Origin of the sequence: Paracoccus sp. SM22M-07 (assembly GCF_001887735.1) — a bacterium.
Lineage (GTDB): Bacteria > Pseudomonadota > Alphaproteobacteria > Rhodobacterales > Rhodobacteraceae > Paracoccus.
The window spans coordinates 79,728-96,356 of record NZ_JPKW01000003.1; the positions used below are offsets into that span (position 1 = coordinate 79,728).

15 protein-coding genes are annotated in these 16,629 nt (G+C 64.9%); 13 read left to right on the plus strand and 2 right to left on the minus strand.

Going from position 1 to position 16,629, the window contains the following annotated elements:
• Positions 1–56 precede the first annotated feature (56 nt).
• From coaBC to uvrB, 10 genes are all read left to right on the plus strand, one after another.
• The gene (gene coaBC / locus IE00_RS05380) at positions 57–1,265 is read left to right on the plus strand and encodes a bifunctional phosphopantothenoylcysteine decarboxylase/phosphopantothenate--cysteine ligase CoaBC (protein ID WP_072296069.1); all 1,209 of its coding nucleotides are present in this window, start codon (positions 57–59) and stop codon (positions 1,263–1,265) included.
• Positions 1,262–2,344, plus strand: coding sequence for a cysteine desulfurase family protein (locus tag IE00_RS05385; protein WP_072296070.1), 1,083 nt, complete (start codon positions 1,262–1,264; stop codon positions 2,342–2,344). Before coaBC ends, IE00_RS05385 begins: the two co-directional genes overlap by 4 nt.
• A gap of 3 nt (positions 2,345–2,347) precedes the next feature.
• A complete protein-coding gene (gene sufB / locus IE00_RS05390; RefSeq protein WP_072296071.1) occupies positions 2,348–3,868 on the plus strand; it encodes a Fe-S cluster assembly protein SufB in 1,521 nt (506 codons plus the stop codon).
• Between the two features lie 77 nt (positions 3,869–3,945).
• The gene (gene sufC / locus IE00_RS05395) at positions 3,946–4,701 is read left to right on the plus strand and encodes a Fe-S cluster assembly ATPase SufC (protein ID WP_072296072.1); all 756 of its coding nucleotides are present in this window, start codon (positions 3,946–3,948) and stop codon (positions 4,699–4,701) included.
• A gap of 101 nt (positions 4,702–4,802) precedes the next feature.
• A complete protein-coding gene (locus tag IE00_RS05400; protein ID WP_072296334.1) occupies positions 4,803–6,044 on the plus strand; it encodes a SufD family Fe-S cluster assembly protein in 1,242 nt (413 codons plus the stop codon).
• Between the two features lie 17 nt (positions 6,045–6,061).
• Positions 6,062–6,535: a hypothetical protein gene (locus IE00_RS05405; RefSeq protein ID WP_072296073.1), complete on the plus strand. Its 474-nt coding sequence runs from the start codon at positions 6,062–6,064 to the stop codon at positions 6,533–6,535.
• Positions 6,532–7,125 (plus strand): YIP1 family protein, encoded by a 594-nt coding sequence (locus tag IE00_RS05410; protein WP_072296074.1) that lies wholly within the window; start codon positions 6,532–6,534, stop codon positions 7,123–7,125. The genes IE00_RS05405 and IE00_RS05410 overlap by 4 nt, the downstream gene beginning before the upstream one ends.
• On the plus strand, positions 7,122–8,333 hold the full coding sequence (locus IE00_RS05415; protein ID WP_072296075.1) for a cysteine desulfurase: 1,212 nt from the start codon (positions 7,122–7,124) through the stop codon (positions 8,331–8,333). Before IE00_RS05410 ends, IE00_RS05415 begins: the two co-directional genes overlap by 4 nt.
• 101 nt (positions 8,334–8,434) lie before the next feature.
• Positions 8,435–9,658: an FAD-binding oxidoreductase gene (locus IE00_RS05420; protein WP_072296076.1), complete on the plus strand. Its 1,224-nt coding sequence runs from the start codon at positions 8,435–8,437 to the stop codon at positions 9,656–9,658.
• A 69-nt stretch (positions 9,659–9,727) separates the two neighbouring features.
• On the plus strand, positions 9,728–11,911 hold the full coding sequence (gene uvrB / locus IE00_RS05425; RefSeq protein WP_072296077.1) for an excinuclease ABC subunit UvrB: 2,184 nt from the start codon (positions 9,728–9,730) through the stop codon (positions 11,909–11,911).
• Here the strand turns inward: uvrB and IE00_RS05430 are convergent.
• Entirely contained in the window at positions 11,908–12,186 is a 279-nt protein-coding gene (locus IE00_RS05430) for a hypothetical protein (RefSeq protein ID WP_072296078.1), read from the minus strand. The genes uvrB and IE00_RS05430 overlap by 4 nt on opposite strands.
• 94 nt (positions 12,187–12,280) lie before the next feature.
• Between IE00_RS05430 and IE00_RS05435 the strand changes: the two genes are divergently transcribed.
• The 3 genes from IE00_RS05435 to IE00_RS05445 all read left to right on the plus strand — a co-directional run bounded on the left by IE00_RS05435 (position 12,281) and on the right by IE00_RS05445 (position 14,921).
• On the plus strand, positions 12,281–12,592 hold the full coding sequence (locus IE00_RS05435) for a hypothetical protein (RefSeq protein WP_083554088.1): 312 nt from the start codon (positions 12,281–12,283) through the stop codon (positions 12,590–12,592).
• Positions 12,593–12,671: 79 nt separating this feature from the next.
• Positions 12,672–12,983, plus strand: a complete 312-nt coding sequence (locus tag IE00_RS05440; RefSeq protein ID WP_072296080.1) for an ETC complex I subunit — start codon at positions 12,672–12,674, stop codon at positions 12,981–12,983.
• Between the two features lie 486 nt (positions 12,984–13,469).
• Positions 13,470–14,921, plus strand: a complete 1,452-nt coding sequence (locus IE00_RS05445; protein ID WP_072296335.1) for an aldehyde dehydrogenase — start codon at positions 13,470–13,472, stop codon at positions 14,919–14,921.
• Positions 14,922–14,925: 4 nt separating this feature from the next.
• Here the strand turns inward: IE00_RS05445 and IE00_RS05450 are convergent, their stop codons facing one another.
• The gene (locus tag IE00_RS05450) at positions 14,926–16,626 is read right to left on the minus strand and encodes a thiamine pyrophosphate-requiring protein (protein ID WP_072296081.1); all 1,701 of its coding nucleotides are present in this window, start codon (positions 16,624–16,626) and stop codon (positions 14,926–14,928) included.
• Positions 16,627–16,629: the final 3 nt, after the last annotated feature.

The window sequence follows — 16,629 nt, forward strand, 5'->3', positions numbered from 1 at the left end:
GCGGCAGGGGGGGATGGCGGTTATCTGTGCAGGGCGCAAGGAAGCGGGGCGATGCAATGCTGGGCAAACGAATTCTGTTGATCGTCGGCGGGGGGATCTCGGCCTACAAGATCCCGCAGCTGATCCGGTCGATCCGCGCCCAGGGCGCGTCGGTGACGCCGGTGCTGACGGCGGCGGGCGCGCAGTTCACCACCCCCATGACCCTGTCGGTGCTGGCCGGAGAACCCGTGCACGACACCCTGTGGGACCGCAATTCCGAAGCCGAGATCGGCCATATCCAGCTGTCGCGCAATGCCGATCTGGTCGTGGTCGCCCCCGCCACGGCCGACATGATGGCCAGGATGGCGCAGGGGCTGGCCAATGACCTGGCCTCGACCCTGCTGCTTGCGACGGACAAGCGGGTGCTGATCGCGCCGGCCATGAACGTGCGGATGTGGGACCACCCCGCGACGCGGCGCAATCTGGCGACCCTGCAGGGCGACGGCATCCTGACCGTGGGACCCGACAGCGGCGACATGGCCTGTGGCGAATACGGCCCCGGACGGATGGCGGAACCCGATGCGATCGTCGCGGCCATCCGCGATGCGCTGACACCTGCGGCGCAGCCCCTGTCGGGGCGGCATGTCATCGTGACCTCGGGGCCGACGCATGAACCCATCGATCCGGTTCGCTATATCGCCAACCGCTCCAGCGGGGCGCAGGGAACCGCCATCGCGGCGGCCCTGCGGGACCTGGGCGCGCGGGTCAGCTTCGTGACGGGACCGGCGGCGGTTCCGCCCCCGGCGGGGGTCGATGTCATCGCGGTGGAAACCGCCCGCCAGATGCGCGATGCGGTGGGGGCGGCCCTGCCTGCCGATGCCGCCGTGATGGCCGCCGCCGTGGCCGATTGGCAAGTGGTCGGCGCATCCGACAGCAAGATCAAGAAGGACGGCAGCGGCCGACCACCGGCGCTGGACATGGCCGAAAACCCCGACATCTTGGCCTGGATCAGCCGGGCTGCGGAACGGCCCAACCTGGTGGTGGGTTTTGCCGCCGAGACCGACGATGTGATCGCCAACGCGACCGCCAAGCGGCTGCGCAAGGGCTGTGACTGGATCGTGGCGAATGATGTCAGCCCGGCGACGGGCATCATGGGCGGGACGGAAAACGCCGTCACCCTGATCGGTGACCAAGGTGCCGAAGAATGGCCCCGCATGGGCAAGGACGCGGTGGCAGCCCGTCTGGCCGACCGCATCGCAGCCCATCTGAACGGAAAGACGACATGAGAACCTATCTGGACTGGAACGCGACCACCCCCCTGCGCCCCGAGGTCAAGGCCGCCATCATCGAGGCGCTGGAGATTTCGGGCAACCCGTCCTCGGTCCATACCGAGGGGCGGGCGGCCAAGATGGCGATGGAACGCGCCCGCGAACGGGTGTCGGTCGCGCTTGGCGCCGAAGGGGCGGATGTGGTCTTTACCTCGGGGACGACCGAGGCGGCGGCGATGGTTCTGGCGGGCCGGGGCATCCGCTGCGCCGAGGTGGAACACAGCGCCATCAAGGTCTGGTGCGACGCGACGCTGCCGGTGGATGCGGACGGCATCGTCACAATCGACGACCCCGCGCGGTCCAGCCTGCAACTGGCCAACAGCGAAACCGGCGTGATGCAGGACCTGCCGCAGGGGCTGGCCTCCAGCGATCTGACGCAGGCCTTCGGCAAGGTGCCCTTCGCCTTCAACTGGCTGGGGGTGACGGCGGGTTTCGTCAGCGCGCACAAGCTGGGCGGTCCCAAGGGGATCGGTGCGCTGATCCTGCGCAAGGGCACCGATGTTCCCGCCCTGCTGCGCGGGGGCGGACAGGAACAGGGACGCCGCGCGGGCACCGAGAACCTGATCGGCATCCTGGCCTTCGCCGCCGCCGCCGAGGCCGCGCAGCGCGATCTGGAAAGCGGGTTGTGGGACCAGGTCGCTGCCCGGCGCGACCTGCTGGAGGCGCGCCTCTGCGACATCGCGCCCGAGGCTGTCATCGCGGGAAAAGGCGCGCGGCGCTTGCCGAACACCACCTGCCTTCTTACATCGGGGTGGAAGGGCGAGACCCAGGTCATGCAGATGGATCTGGCCGGCTTTGCGATTTCGGCAGGTTCGGCCTGTTCGTCTGGCAAGGTTCGCGCTAGTGGCACGCTGCAGGCGATGGGTTTCGATGATCAGCATGCGCAATCGGCGATCCGGATATCGATAAGCCCGGCTTTGGGCGATGATCAGATCAACCGATTTGCGGATGCCTGGGAAAAGTCGTATTCACGCTGGCGCGACAGACATGGCGTGACGGGAATGGCTGGGCAGGGGCCCGCCACCAAGGAAGGATAAGGGATGACGGGTACCACCGATCTTGACGTGCGCGAAGGCGTCGACCGCGAAACGGTCGAGACCGTGCAGAACATGGGCAGCTACAAATACGGCTGGAACACCGAGATCGAGATGGAATACGCGCCGAAAGGCGTGAGCGAGGATATCGTCCGTCTGATCTCGGAGAAGAACGGCGAACCGGAATGGATGACCGACTGGCGGTTGGAAGCATACCGCCGTTGGGTCACCATGACCGAGCCGAAATGGGCGATGCTGAACTATCCCGAGATCGACTATCAGGATCAGTATTACTATGCGCGCCCCAAAAGCATGCAGGAAAAGCCGAAATCGCTGGACGATGTCGATCCCAAGCTGCTGGCGACCTATGAAAAGCTGGGCATTCCGCTGAAAGAGCAGATGATCCTGGCCGGTGTCGAAGGCGCCGAAAACGCGCCCGCCGAAGGCCGCAAGGTCGCCGTGGATGCCGTCTTCGACAGCGTCAGCGTGGGCACGACCTTCAAGGACGAACTGGCCAAGGCCGGTGTTATTTTCTGCTCGATCAGCGAGGCCATCCGCGAACATCCCGAGCTGGTGAAGAAATACCTGGGCACGGTCGTTCCGGCCTCGGACAACTATTTCGCCACGTTGAACAGCGCGGTCTTCTCGGATGGGTCCTTCGTCTATATCCCCGAGGGCGTCAAATGCCCGATGGAGCTGTCGACCTATTTCCGCATCAATGCCGAAAACACCGGCCAGTTCGAGCGTACGCTGATCGTGGCCGAAAAGGGCAGTTCGGTCAGCTATCTTGAGGGCTGCACCGCCCCCAAGCGCGACATCGCGCAGCTGCATGCGGCCGTGGTCGAGATCGTCGTGCTGGAAGATGCCGAGGTGAAATACTCGACCGTCCAGAACTGGTTCCCGGGCGACGAAGACGGCAAGGGCGGCATCTATAACTTCGTGACCAAGCGTGCCGATTGCCGCGGGGCGCGCGCCAAGATCATGTGGACCCAGGTCGAGACCGGTTCCGCGATCACCTGGAAATACCCGTCCTGCATCCTGCGCGGCGATGACAGCCAGGGCGAGTTCTATTCGATCGCCATCGCCAACAACTGGCAGCAGGCCGATACGGGCACCAAGATGATTCATCTTGGCAAGAACACCAAGTCGCGCATCGTGTCCAAGGGCATCTCGGCGGGGCAGGCGCAGAATACTTATCGCGGTCTGGTGAGCATGCATCCGCGGGCCACGAACAGCCGCAACTATACCCAGTGCGACAGCCTGCTGATCGGCGACAAGTGCGGCGCCCATACCGTGCCCTATATCGAGGTCAAGAACACCTCGAGCCGGGTCGAGCATGAGGCCACGACCAGCAAGGTCGATGACGACCAGCTGTTCTATTGCCGGTCGCGCGGGATGGACGAGGAAGAGGCCGTGGCCCTGGTCGTCAACGGTTTCTGCCGCGAGGTGCTGCAGGCGCTGCCGATGGAGTTCGCCATGGAAGCCCAGGCCCTGGTCGCCATTTCGCTGGAAGGCTCGGTGGGCTGAAGATTCGGCCGGGTCTTCGGGACCCGGCCATCCGACATCACGGCGCCCAAGGGGCGTCTTTGCCGTTTGAGGGAATTATGCTGAAAATCAACAACCTGCACGTCAAACTTGAAGAAGAGGACAAGCAGATCCTGAAGGGTCTGTCCCTGGAAGTGCCCGCAGGTGAGGTTCACGCCATCATGGGCCCGAACGGCTCGGGCAAGTCCACGCTGTCCTATGTGCTGTCGGGTCGCGACGGCTATGAAGTCACCGACGGCGAAGCCTCGCTGGACGGCGAGGATCTGCTGGAGATGGACCCCGAGGTCCGCGCCGCGGCCGGCCTGTTCCTGGCCTTCCAATACCCGGTGGAAATCCCCGGTGTCGGCAACATGACCTTCCTGCGCACCGCCGTGAACGCACAGCGCAAGGCGCGTGGCGAGGCCGAGCTGACCGCGGGCGAGTTCCTGAAGGAAGTCCGCGCCAAGGCGGCCGAGCTGCAGATCAGCCCCGAAATGCTGAAGCGCCCGGTCAATGTCGGCTTCTCGGGCGGTGAGAAGAAGCGCAACGAGATCCTGCAGATGGCCATGTTGCAGCCGCGCATGTGCATCATGGATGAAACGGATTCGGGTCTGGACGTCGATGCGATGCGTCTGGTGTCCGAAGGCGTGAACGCCCTGCGTTCGCCCGAGCGCAGCTTTCTGGTCATCACCCACTATCAGCGCCTGCTGGACCACATCAAACCGGACGTCGTGCACATCATGTCGAACGGCCGCATCATCAAATCCGGCGGCCCGGAACTGGCGCTGGAAGTCGAACATAACGGTTACGGTGATCTGCTGGCGGAGGCCGATTGATGTCCGATACCGCCGTGAAACCCATCAACGAGGTGACGCCGCAGGTTTCGGGCAATCCGAAAGCCGCGAACGCACTGGAAGATCTCCTTGCCGCGATCACCATGCCCGACGCGGGCTTCAGCGCCGATGCGCGCGCGGATGCCGTGGCGCGTCTGCGGGCCATGGGCCTGCCTGCGCCGCGCGACGAATACTGGCGCTATACCGACCCGCGCGCGTTCAACGCGGCCCGGCCTGCGGCGCTGCCCTTCGACGCGAACGGGGCTGAATCGCCGCTGTTCACCGGCCGCGACAAGCTGACGCTGGTCTTCGTCGATGGCGCCTTCGACGAAGCCGCATCCGACGACCTGTCGCTGGAGGGGATCGAGATCACGACATTGGCCAAGGCCGATGCGGCGGGCGATCACTGGGCGGCCGATCTGTACGGGACGCTGGAGCTGGCCGGGCAGACGCCCGTCAAGCGTCCGTTTGCGGCCCTGAACACCGCCGTCGCCCATGACGGCCTGCTGATCCGCGTGACGGGCAAGCCGTCCAAGCCGGTGCATGTGCTGTACCGTCGCGGCACGGACGACGCCGACGCCGTCTGGCATCACGTCATCCGCGTCGAAGCCGGCGCCGAGATGACCCTGCTGGAAAGCGGCATGGCGGGCGCAAGGTCGAACGGCATGCTGGAGGTCGATCTGGCCGACGGCGCCAAGCTGCACCACATCGCTGCCAAGCGCGCCGTCGATCCCAAGGTCGGCCTGTCGCATATCTTCGCCCGCGTGGGCGCCGAGGCTCAGCTGAAAAGCTTTACCCTGGCGGTGAACGGGACGCTGATGCGTCACGAAGGTGCCATCGACATGGTCGGCGACGATGCCGTGGCCCATATCGCCGCCGCCGTTCTGGGCGATGGCGACAATGGCCCCTTCCACCATGACGACACCGTCTTCATCACCCACGGGGCCGAACGGGGCGAAAGCCGCCAGGTCTTCAAGAAGGTTCTGAAGAACGGCGCCACGGGTGTCTTCCAGGGCAAGATCCTGGTCAAGCAGGGCGCGCAGAAGACCGACGGCTATCAGATCAGCCAGGCATTGCTGCTGGACGAAAACAGCCAGTTCCTGGCCAAGCCAGAGCTTGAGATCTATGCCGACGACGTCAAATGTTCGCACGGGTCGACGACTGGGGCCATTGACGAGGAAGCGCTGTTCTATCTGCGCTCGCGCGGTGTGCCGCATGACCGCGCCATCGTCTTCCTGGTCCTGTCCTTTCTGGCCGACGCCCTGTCCGAGGTCGAGGATGACGACCTGCGCGACGACATCAATGATCGGTTGGAAGCGTGGCTGACAACGCGCCCGCAGATCTGAGGTCCGCGCGCGGCGGCATGGTGCTGCGCGTGATCGAGAGCTGGTGGGCTCCGCGCCGGGTGGTGCGGAGCCTGTCTGGCATGCCGGACCGGGTACTGCTGGTCGTGCTGATGTTGGCGATGCTGATTTCGCTGATCGCGCAGGCCCCGGGCCATGCGCGGGCCGCGGCGCTGGACCCTTCGGTCCCGCTGGAGGCGCGGATCGGCGGTGCGGTCATGGGCACGATCTTCATGATGCCGCTGCTGGCCTATGGCGTCGCTGCGTTGACATCGGTGCTGGCACGGCTGACGCGCTGGCGGCTGGATCCGCTGGACGCGCGCCTGGCGCTGTTCTGGGCCTTGTTGGCGGTATCGCCGGCGATGCTGCTCTCCGGCATGGTGGCCGGGTTAATCGGGCCGGGGCCTGCCCTGACCCTGACGCAGACCGTTGCCGGGGTGGCGTTCCTGTTCATCTGGGCCGCCGGGATTTCGACATTGGCGAGACGCATATGACCTTCGACGACTTCAGGGCGCTGGTGCGTCTGACCCTTCGCGACCCCGAACGCGGGGCGCATATGCTGATGGGGCTGAACCTGCCCATGGTGGTGCGCTGGATGGCGCTGCTGCTGGCGGTGTCGGTTTCGGGTCTGCTGGCCTATCTGGCGGCAATGCTGTTCCCGGTTCCCGACGCCGAAACACCGCCCATGTATTCGCTGGTTCAGCAACCGCTGGTCATGGCCGGAATGCAGATGGTGGCGATCGTGATCGGTGCCGGGCTGATGACCGGCGTCGGACGGATGTTCGGCGGGCGGGGCAATTTCGCCGATGCGCTGCTGCTGACCGTCTGGATCGAGGTGATGTTGCTGCTGATCCAGGTTGCGCAGATCATCCTGTCGCTGGCGCTTCCCGCGCTGTCGGGCCTGCTGGGCCTGCTGGCGATCGCCATGTTCCTTTGGCTGACGGTCCAGTTCACCAAGGCGCTGCACGGCTTTGCCAGCGGCCCCAAGGTGATGCTGGGCCTTTTCGCGACACTTTTGGCCATGGGCTTTCTGCTGTCATTTTTCGCCGCCTCGTTTGGCCTGCTGCCGGAGATGCCGCAATGAGTTTTGACGTGAACGCCGTCCGCGCCGATTTTCCCATCCTGTCCACGCAGGTGAATGGTCGGCCGCTGGTCTATCTGGACAGCGGTGCCAGCGCGCAGAAACCGCAGGTCGTGATCGACGCGATCAGCCGCGCCTATGAGGGCGAATATGCAAACGTCCATCGCGGCCTCCACCACCTGTCGAACCTTGCGACCGACAATTACGAACGCGTGCGCGGCATCATCGCGCGCTTTCTGAACGCCCCCCATCAGGATGAGGTGATCTTCACCTCGGGTTCGACCGAGGCTCTGAACCTGGTCAGCTATGCTTGGGCCGCCCCGCGGCTGCGCGAGGGCGATGAGATCGTGCTGTCGGTCCTGGAGCATCACGCGAATATCGTCCCGTGGCATTTCCTGCGCGAACGTCAGGGTATCGTCCTGAAATGGGTCGAACCCGAACCCGATGGCAGCCTGTCGCCCGAAAAGGTGCTGGAGGCGGTCGGCCCGCGCACGAAGCTGATCGCGGTCACCCATATGTCGAACGTGACGGGCACCGTGGTCAATGTCGCCGCCATCGCCGCAGGCACCGATGTGCCGGTGCTGGTCGATGGCAGCCAGGCCGCGGTCCACATGCCCGTGGACGTCGCGGCGCTTGGCGTCGATTTCTACTGCATCACGGGGCACAAGCTCTACGGGCCCTCGGGCTCGGGCGCTATCTGGATCAAGGCCGACCGCCAGGCCGAGATGCGGCCCTTCCTGGGCGGCGGCGACATGATCAAGACCGTCGCCCGCGACCAGATCACCTATAACGACCCGCCCTTGCGCTTCGAGGCCGGCACCCCCGGCATCGTCAACCAGATCGGCCTTGGGGTCGCGCTGGAATACATGATGGGGCTGGGGATGGACAACATCGCCGCCCATGAACGCACCTTGCGCGACCACGCCCGCGCCCGGTTCCGCGACCTGAATTGGTTGCAGATCCAGGGCGATGCGCCCGACAAGGGGGCGATCTTTTCGATGGTCATGCAGGGCGCCCATGCGCATGACATCTCGACCATCCTCGACAAGCGGGGAATCGCGGTGCGGGCCGGCAGCCATTGCGCCATGCCCTTGATGGAGTTCTTTGGCGTCAATGCCAGCGCGCGGGCATCTTTCGCGATGTACAACACTGTTGAAGAAGTGGACGCCTTGGTCGAAGGATTAAGCTTCTGCCACGAGCTTTTTGCCTGAATCTTGCAAAGTTTCGGGCAGTCGTCGAAGATTGCCCGATAAATCTTGCCCCGCACCACCGATCTGGGCATCCCTGACCCAAAGCAAGTCAGGAGGCCGTCATGGCAGAGGTTCTGGTTCTGGGTGCGGGCATGGTCGGCGTGACGACCGGTCTGGCCCTGCAGGCGCGTGGTCATCAGGTGACGATCATCGATCGCGGATCGCCCGGCCGTGAGACCAGCTATGGCAATGCCGGCCTGATCCAGACCGAAGCCGTTGAACCTTATGCCATGCCGTTGCAGCCCGCCGCCCTGATCCAGATCGCGATGGGGCGGGGCTATGACGTCAAATGGAACGTGCCCGGGCTGGCCGCACAGGTCGGGGCGGTCTGGAAATACGCGGTCAACTCGCTTCCGGCGGCGCATCGGCGGGCTTCGGTCACCTGGGGCAAGCTGATCCGGCAATCGACCGAACGCCACGGGCCGCTGATCGCGGCGGCAGGCGCCGACAACATCATCCGCCGCGATGGCTATATCGAACTGCACCGCACGGCGGCCAAGCTGCAGAAGGCGCAGAAGAACGCCGAGCGGTTCATGACCGAGTTCGGGGTTCAGGCGCGACTGATCGACAGGGCCGAACTGCGCGCCATGGAACCCTCGATCAAGGCTGACATCTTGGGCGCAACCCATTGGTCGGACAGCTGGAATTCATCCGATCCCGGCGCGCTGGTCGCGGCCTATGCGGCGCTGTTCCAAAAGCAGGGCGGTCGGATCGTCAATGGCGATGCGGGCGATCTGCACCGCAAGGGCAATGCCTGGGTCGCCGACGAGGCCACGGGGGAACATGCCGTCGTGGCGCTTGGTCCCTGGTCGCCGATGCTGACGGCCCGTTTCGGACTGAAGGTGCCGATGGTCTATAAGCGCGGTTATCACCGCCATTACCGGATGGAGGCCGCGCCGCATCACCCCATCGCGGATTTCGGCAACTCGGTCGTCTTTTCGCCCATGCGGCGCGGTCTGCGGATCGCGACGGCGGCGGAACTGACGCTGCACCCGCGCAGCACGCCGCCGCAACTGCGCCACGGCGAGGAAGCCGCGCGCGAGCTGTTCGATCTGGGGGCGCCGGTCGAGGCGGAACCCTGGACGGGACGGCGCCCCTGCATGCCCGACATGCTGCCGCTGGTGGGGCGCATTCCCGATCAGCCGAACCTCTGGGCGCATTTCGGGCATGGGCATCAGGGGTTTACCCTGGGTCCCGTGACCGCCGAAATCCTGGCCGACGAACTGGATGGCGGCGAAGGGTGGGAGGCATTGCAGCCCGCCCGCCTGAAAGCCCGCAAAGGGTGACGCGCGGCTGTTGATCTTTGGGCCTGCCGCACACATCTTGGGGGCAAACACGAACGGATCAGGAACCTCATGGGTCATAACAACACCAGCGCGCCCGTGACGCGCTTTGCCGAGGTGACCCGCCCCAAGCTGGAGGGCGGGAAGCGCTTTGTCATGAACAGCGAGTTCAAGCCGGCGGGCGATCAGCCCACGGCCATCGCGGAACTGTCGCAGGGCGTCAAGGCGGGCGAACGCGACCAGGTGCTGCTGGGTGCGACCGGCACCGGCAAGACCTATACCATGGCCAAGGTGATCGAGGAAACGAACCGCCCCGCCATCATCCTTGCCCCCAACAAGACGCTGGCCGCCCAGCTTTACGGCGAGTTCAAGGGGTTCTTCCCCGACAACGCGGTCGAGTATTTCGTCAGCTATTACGACTATTACCAGCCCGAGGCTTATGTGGCCCGCAGCGATACCTATATCGAGAAGGAATCGCAGATCAACGAGGCCATCGACCGGATGCGCCACAGCGCCACAAGGGCATTGCTGGAACGCGATGACGTCATCATCGTGGCATCGGTCAGCTGCATCTATGGCATCGGGTCGGTCGAGACCTATTCGGCGATGACGCAGGATATGATCGTCGGGGAAAGCTATGACCAGCGCGAATTCCTGGGCCAATTGGTGGCGCAGCAGTACAAACGCCTGGACGCCAGTTTTCAGCGCGGCGGCTTCCGCGTGCGTGGCGACCTGGTCGAAGTCTGGCCCGCCCACCTTGAAGACCGCGCCTGGCGGTTCGATTTCTTCGGCAACGAGCTGGAGGCGATCACCGAGTTCGATCCGCTGACCGGCGCCAAGGCCGACAGCTTCAGGCAGATCCGCATATATGCCAACAGCCACTATGTGACGCCGCGCCCGACGATGCAGCAGGCGGTCAAGGGCATCAAGCAGGAACTGGCGATGCGCCTGAAGCAGCTGACCGACGAGGGAAAGCTGCTGGAGGCCCAACGCCTGGAACAGCGTACCGCCTTCGACATCGAAATGTTGGAGGCCACCGGCGTCTGCAACGGCATCGAAAACTACAGCCGCTATCTGACCGGACGCGCGCCTGGCGAACCGCCCCCCACGCTGTTCGAATTCATCCCCGACAATGCGATCGTCTTTGCCGATGAAAGCCATGTCAGCGTGCCGCAGATCGGCGGGATGTACCGGGGCGACTTTCGGCGCAAGTTCACCTTGGCCGAGCATGGCTTCCGCCTGCCCAGCTGCATGGACAACCGGCCCCTGAAGTTCGAGGAATGGGACGCGATGCGGCCCCAGTCCGTCTTCGTGTCGGCCACGCCTGCGCAATGGGAATTGGACCAGACCGGCGGCGTCTTTACCGAACAGATCATCCGTCCCACCGGTCTTCTGGACCCGGTGATCGAAATCCGCCCCGTCGAGACCCAGGTCGACGACCTGCTGGACGAAGTGCGCCGCGTCACCGCCGCCGGCATGCGGACGCTGTGCACCACCTTGACCAAGCGCATGGCCGAGGACCTGACCGAGTATCTGCATGAGCAGGGCATCAAGGTCCGTTACATGCACAGCGACATCGACACGATCGAGCGGATCGAGATCCTGCGCGACCTGCGCCTTGGGGCGTTTGACGTGCTCATCGGCATCAACCTGCTGCGCGAGGGGCTGGATATTCCCGAATGCGGGCTGGTGGCCATTCTGGATGCCGACAAGGAAGGCTTCCTGCGGTCGGAAACGTCGCTGATCCAGACCATCGGGCGCGCGGCGCGCAACGCCGACGGTCGCGTCATCATGTATGCCGACCGCATCACCGGCAGCATGGAACGTGCCATGGCCGAAACCGACCGGCGCCGCGAACGCCAGATGGCCTATAACGAGGAACATGGCATCACGCCCACGACCGTGCGCAAGAATGTCGAGGATGTTCTGGCGGGCCTGTGGCAGGGCGATACGGATCAGTCGCGCGTCACCACCAAGGTCGACAAGCCGATGATCGGGGCGAACTTGGCCGCCCATCTGGACGCGATGCGCACCCAGATGCGCAAAGCCGCCGAGAACCTTGAATTCGAAGAGGCCGCCCGTCTGCGCGACGAGGTCAAGCGGCTGGAAGCCGTCGACCTGGCGATTTCGGACGATCCGATGGCACGGCAATCCGCGATCGATCAGGCGGCCGAGGCGGCGGTCAAATCGTCCGGACGATCGACCGCGGGCCGCGCCGGTCAGCGCGGCGGCAACAAGCGGTCAAAGCGCGGCTAGCCGCAGGCGACCTGAACGATCCAGCCCTTCACGTCGACGAACATCGTCAGGCGTGAAGGGTCGTTGGCCATGCTGGGCGATGACCCGAAGGGGACCTCTTGGCGGCGCAGGGTGGGCGGCAGAGTGATGCCCCCGACATTCTGGCCGACCAGCGCCTGATGGCGGCGCAGGTCGCAGCTTTGGCTGCTGACGGTGTAATTCGTGGTGGCGCATGCGGCCAGGGTCAGAAGCAGTCCGGGAAGGGCGAATGCCGTGGCGCGGTTGAATTTTTGCATATCACGGTTCTCTCATGTGACTTGATAGGCCGTTGGGGCCATTGTCACCAAACATGATGATCCCCGAAGCGTTCCCATGAAAGGAAAAACAGTCTTGAAACATGGTTATCCCGCAACGCTGCTGCTCTGCCTTTCATTGGGCACACCGATGGCCGCCCATGCCTCGAGCGAAGCGGCATGGGATCTGTTGCGCCAGGACCTGACCGCCGCCTGCAAACGTCTTGCCCAGGAAATCGCGCCCGATGCGGAAATCAGTCTGCGCTTGAATGAATTCGGGTCGGAAAGCTATGCGGTGGCCCTGGTCACGATGGAGAAATCGGCGGGGCCGGAGCTTTCGGTCTGCGTCTATGACAAGCAGTCCGGGCAGGCGCAGCTGACCACGGCCTTTCCCGAAGCCGAGGAATAGGCCGCATCGACGTTCCGGGGCTTGAACCGCTGCCCGGATTTGGCGATAAACCCCCAACATCTGGTCGAGGAAAATTCCCATGCTCGTGCGCATCTATCAACCTGCCCGCAACGCCATGCAATCGGGCACGGCCAAGACCAAAGGCTGGGTTCTGGAATTTCCGCCCTCGGGCACGCGCGAGGTCGATCCGCTGATGGGCTGGACCAGCAGCAGCGACACGCAAAGCCAGGTCCGCCTGCGCTTTGACACCTGCAAGCAGGCCGAGGATTATGCCCGCGAACACGGATATGATTTCGTCGTCCAGCAGCCGCACAAGCGGGCCGCCAACATCCGCCCGCGCGGCTATGGCGAGAATTTTGCCACCGACCGGCGCGCGCCCTGGACGCATTGAGGCACTGATGTCGTGAAGGCTATAGCATGGCGGCCCCGGAAAGGGTCGCCATTTTCATATCCGGCCCTGGTCGACCCCCAAGAAAAGTGCAAAAAATTGACAGGAATGTCTATTCAGTTCAATCTGGATAGACCCTAGCGTCATGGGGCAATCATGGGATCGTGACGGTTCACATTCCATGGTCCGCCCGCAGGTTCAAGACGTCTCTTCGGCAGAATATTAATCAAGATCAGTTCGCTATGTGAAATCCAGCTTTGTATAGATGGAACGCGCATGCGTGGTGACTTGTCGGCGATGCAGCCCCTGTGAACGGTCGATGGGTCAATCGACGGGCCGTTCCGGTCGCATCTGTCAGGTGACGGACGGTCAATGGCGGAAGGCATCGACGGGCAGGGACCACGGAGGGGGGCGTGTCGATGACCCCGGATTGTCAGGCAGGTGTTCCGCGGACGGGACCCGACGGTATTTGGAGGAGGAGCTTTGACCTTGGAGACACTGGGATTGATGATCGGCGGCAAGGATATGGACGCCACGGATGGCGCCACCTTCGAGCGCCTGAACCCCCTGACCAACAAGACGGCCACGCGCGCCGCCGCAGCCAGCATCGACGATGCGGTCAGTGCCGTCGATGCCGCGGCAGCCGCCTTTCCGGAATGGTCCCAGACCTCGCCCAAGGTCCGGCGGACGATCCTTCACAAGGCTGCCGATATCCTGATGGACAAGATGCCGGAATTCGTCGACGCCATGGCCTCCGAGATCGGGGCGACGGCGGGCTGGGCGGGGTTCAACGTCACGCTGGCCGCCGACATGCTGCGCGAGGCAGGAGCCATGACCACGCAGATCACCGGCCAGATCATCCCGTCGAACCGGCCCGGAACGATGGCCATGGCCACGCGACAGGCGGCGGGGGTCGTGCTGTCGATGGCACCGTGGAATGCGCCGGTGATCCTGGGCGTCCGGTCGATCGCGATGCCCATCGCCTGCGGCAATACGGTCGTGATGAAGACATCCGAGATCTGCCCGCGCACCCATCGCCTGATCATCGATGCCCTGAACCAGGCTGGCCTGCCGACGGGGGTGCTGAATGCCATTTCGAACGCGCCCGAGGACGCGCCGGCCATTGTCGAGGCCCTGATTGCCCAGCCCGCGATACGCCGGGTGAACTTCACCGGTTCGACCCGGGTGGGGCGGATCATCGCCGAACTGGCGGGGCGCCATCTGAAGCCCGCCCTGCTGGAACTGGGGGGCAAGGCGCCGCTGATCGTTCTGGACGATGCCGATATCGAAGCTGCCGTCGCTGCAGCGGCCTTCGGGGCCTATATGAACCAGGGCCAGATCTGCATGGCGACCGAACGGTTGGTCGTGGATGACAGCGTCGCCGATGAATTCGTCGAGGCATTGGCCGCCAAGGTCAGGACGCTGACCGCGGGCGATCCCGCGCAGGGCAAGGCCCCCCTGGGCAGCGTCGTCGATGCCACAGCCGCGCGGCGCATTCAGGACCTGGTGAAGGATGCCGTGGCCAAGGGTGCCAGGATGGTGGCCGGCGGCGATCACGACGGAACGCTGATCTCGGCCATCGCGCTGGATCATGTCACCCCGGCAATGCGCATCTATTCCGAGGAATCCTTCGGCCCCGTCGTCGCCATCGTCCGGGTTTCGGGCGTGGACGAGGCCGTGCAGGTCGCGAACGATACCGAATACGGCCTGTCCTCGGCCGTCTTCGGGCGTAACACCATGCGGGCCATGGCGGTGGCGCGGCGTATCGAATCGGGCATCTGCCACATCAACGGACCCACCGTCCATGACGAGGCGCAGATGCCTTTCGGCGGTACCAAGGCCTCGGGCTATGGCCGGTTCGGGGGGCAGGCGGCGATCCAGGAATTCACCGAGACGCGCTGGATCACGATCCAGGACGGACCGCTGCACTATCCCATCTGAGCGGTCACGCAGGCCGCACCCGCACGTCCAGCAGCGCAAGGCTGCGGGTCGTGCGGATATGATCCAATGCCTCCTGCAGGGCGGCGGGCAGGTCGCGGCCGTCCTGGACGCTGCGGGCCCAGGCCCGGCTGGCCTGCGCCACCAGCGTAAAGTCGGGCGCGGGCGACAGTTGCGTCAGCGGCATGGCGTTGGTGCGCGCGGCGTGGCCATCGGGATAGAGGCCCAGCACTGACTGCCGCACCGCCCCCCATTCGGCATTGTTCACGATCACCACCAGCAGGGGCAGCGACAGCGCCTCGGCGATCTGGTGACAGGCCACGGGGTTGGCGAACATGTAGGACCCGTCCCCCATCGTCGCCACGATCAGCCGGTCCCGATCGGCCAACTGCATGCCCAATGCGGCGGGAAAGCACCAGCCCAGCCCGCCGGCATGGGGTTCCTGATACCAGGCCCGGTGATGGTCCAGCGTCATCGGCGCCATCGTGCAGCCCAGTTCGGACAGTACCGAGGCCTCCCGCCCCTGGATGGCCCGCGACAGGCACAGGCTGACCCAGTCCTTGGTCATCGCGCCTTCGCCGCCCGACCCGGCGCGATCCAGCACCTGCATGCGGTCGCGGGCATTGACGTCGGCGACCCGCCTGGCCCGGTCCGCGACATCTGCAGGCCGATGCGCATCCATCGCGCGCTGCAGCGCCAGGATGCCGTCGGCGGTATCGCAGGCGATCGACAGGTCGGATCGGAAATTGCGGATGGGGATACGCGCCGACAGCGGGTCCGGCCCCATCTGGATGATCCGACAGGCGGCGTCCGGTTTGTGGATGTCAGGCGACCAGGGGGCCAGCGCGTCCAGCACAAGGATGGCGTCGGCCTGTTCCAGCAGGGGCGCGGGGTCGGGACCGGCGGCCATCGGGTGATCGGTCGGGATCGCCAGGCCCAAAGCCCAGTATTGGCAGACCGGAATGCCCCAATCCTGCGCCAGTTCCGACAGGGCGGCAAAGGCCTCGGCGCTGCCCGCACCGTGCTGGGCAAAGATGACGGGGTTTCGGGCCGAGGCCAGGATCTGCGCCGCCTGTTCGATCTGGTCCGCGCTGGCATGGGCGCGGGTGGGTTGCATCAGGGGTGGCTGGTCCAGCCCATCGGACGGAGTGGCCTGGCACAGAACCTCGCGCGGCAGGCTGACATAGACCGGGCCGCGCGGCGCGGAATTGGCGATGGCCCACGCCCTGTCGACGACCTCGGCCACCTGTTCGGGAAAGCGCAGTTCATAGTCCCACTTGACGGCCTCGCGGACCAAGGCGGTCTGGTCGCGCATTTCCTGGCCCCAACCGATGGGCACGGTCCGCGCCCCGAACCGGTCGCGTTCGGTCGTGGGGGTGCGGCCGGAAAACAGCAGCACCGGGATATGTTCCACTGCCGCATTGATCGCCCCGATGGCGCAATTGGCCAGACCCACATTGGTGTGGGCCATCACCGCCTGCGATCGCCCCGTCGCCAGGTAATAGCCATGTGCCATAGCCATCGCGGCACCTTCATGGGGGATGACGATGGCCTGGGGCAGGTCGATATCCTTGGCGGCGGCCTCGGCCAGGCCCTCGATGATGGGCGGAAAATCGGTGCCGGAATTGGCAAAGACGTAATCGACGCCGATGCGTTTTAGCCGCGCCAGCAGCGCGCCGCCGGCGGTCATGGTCAGGGGATCGGACATGGC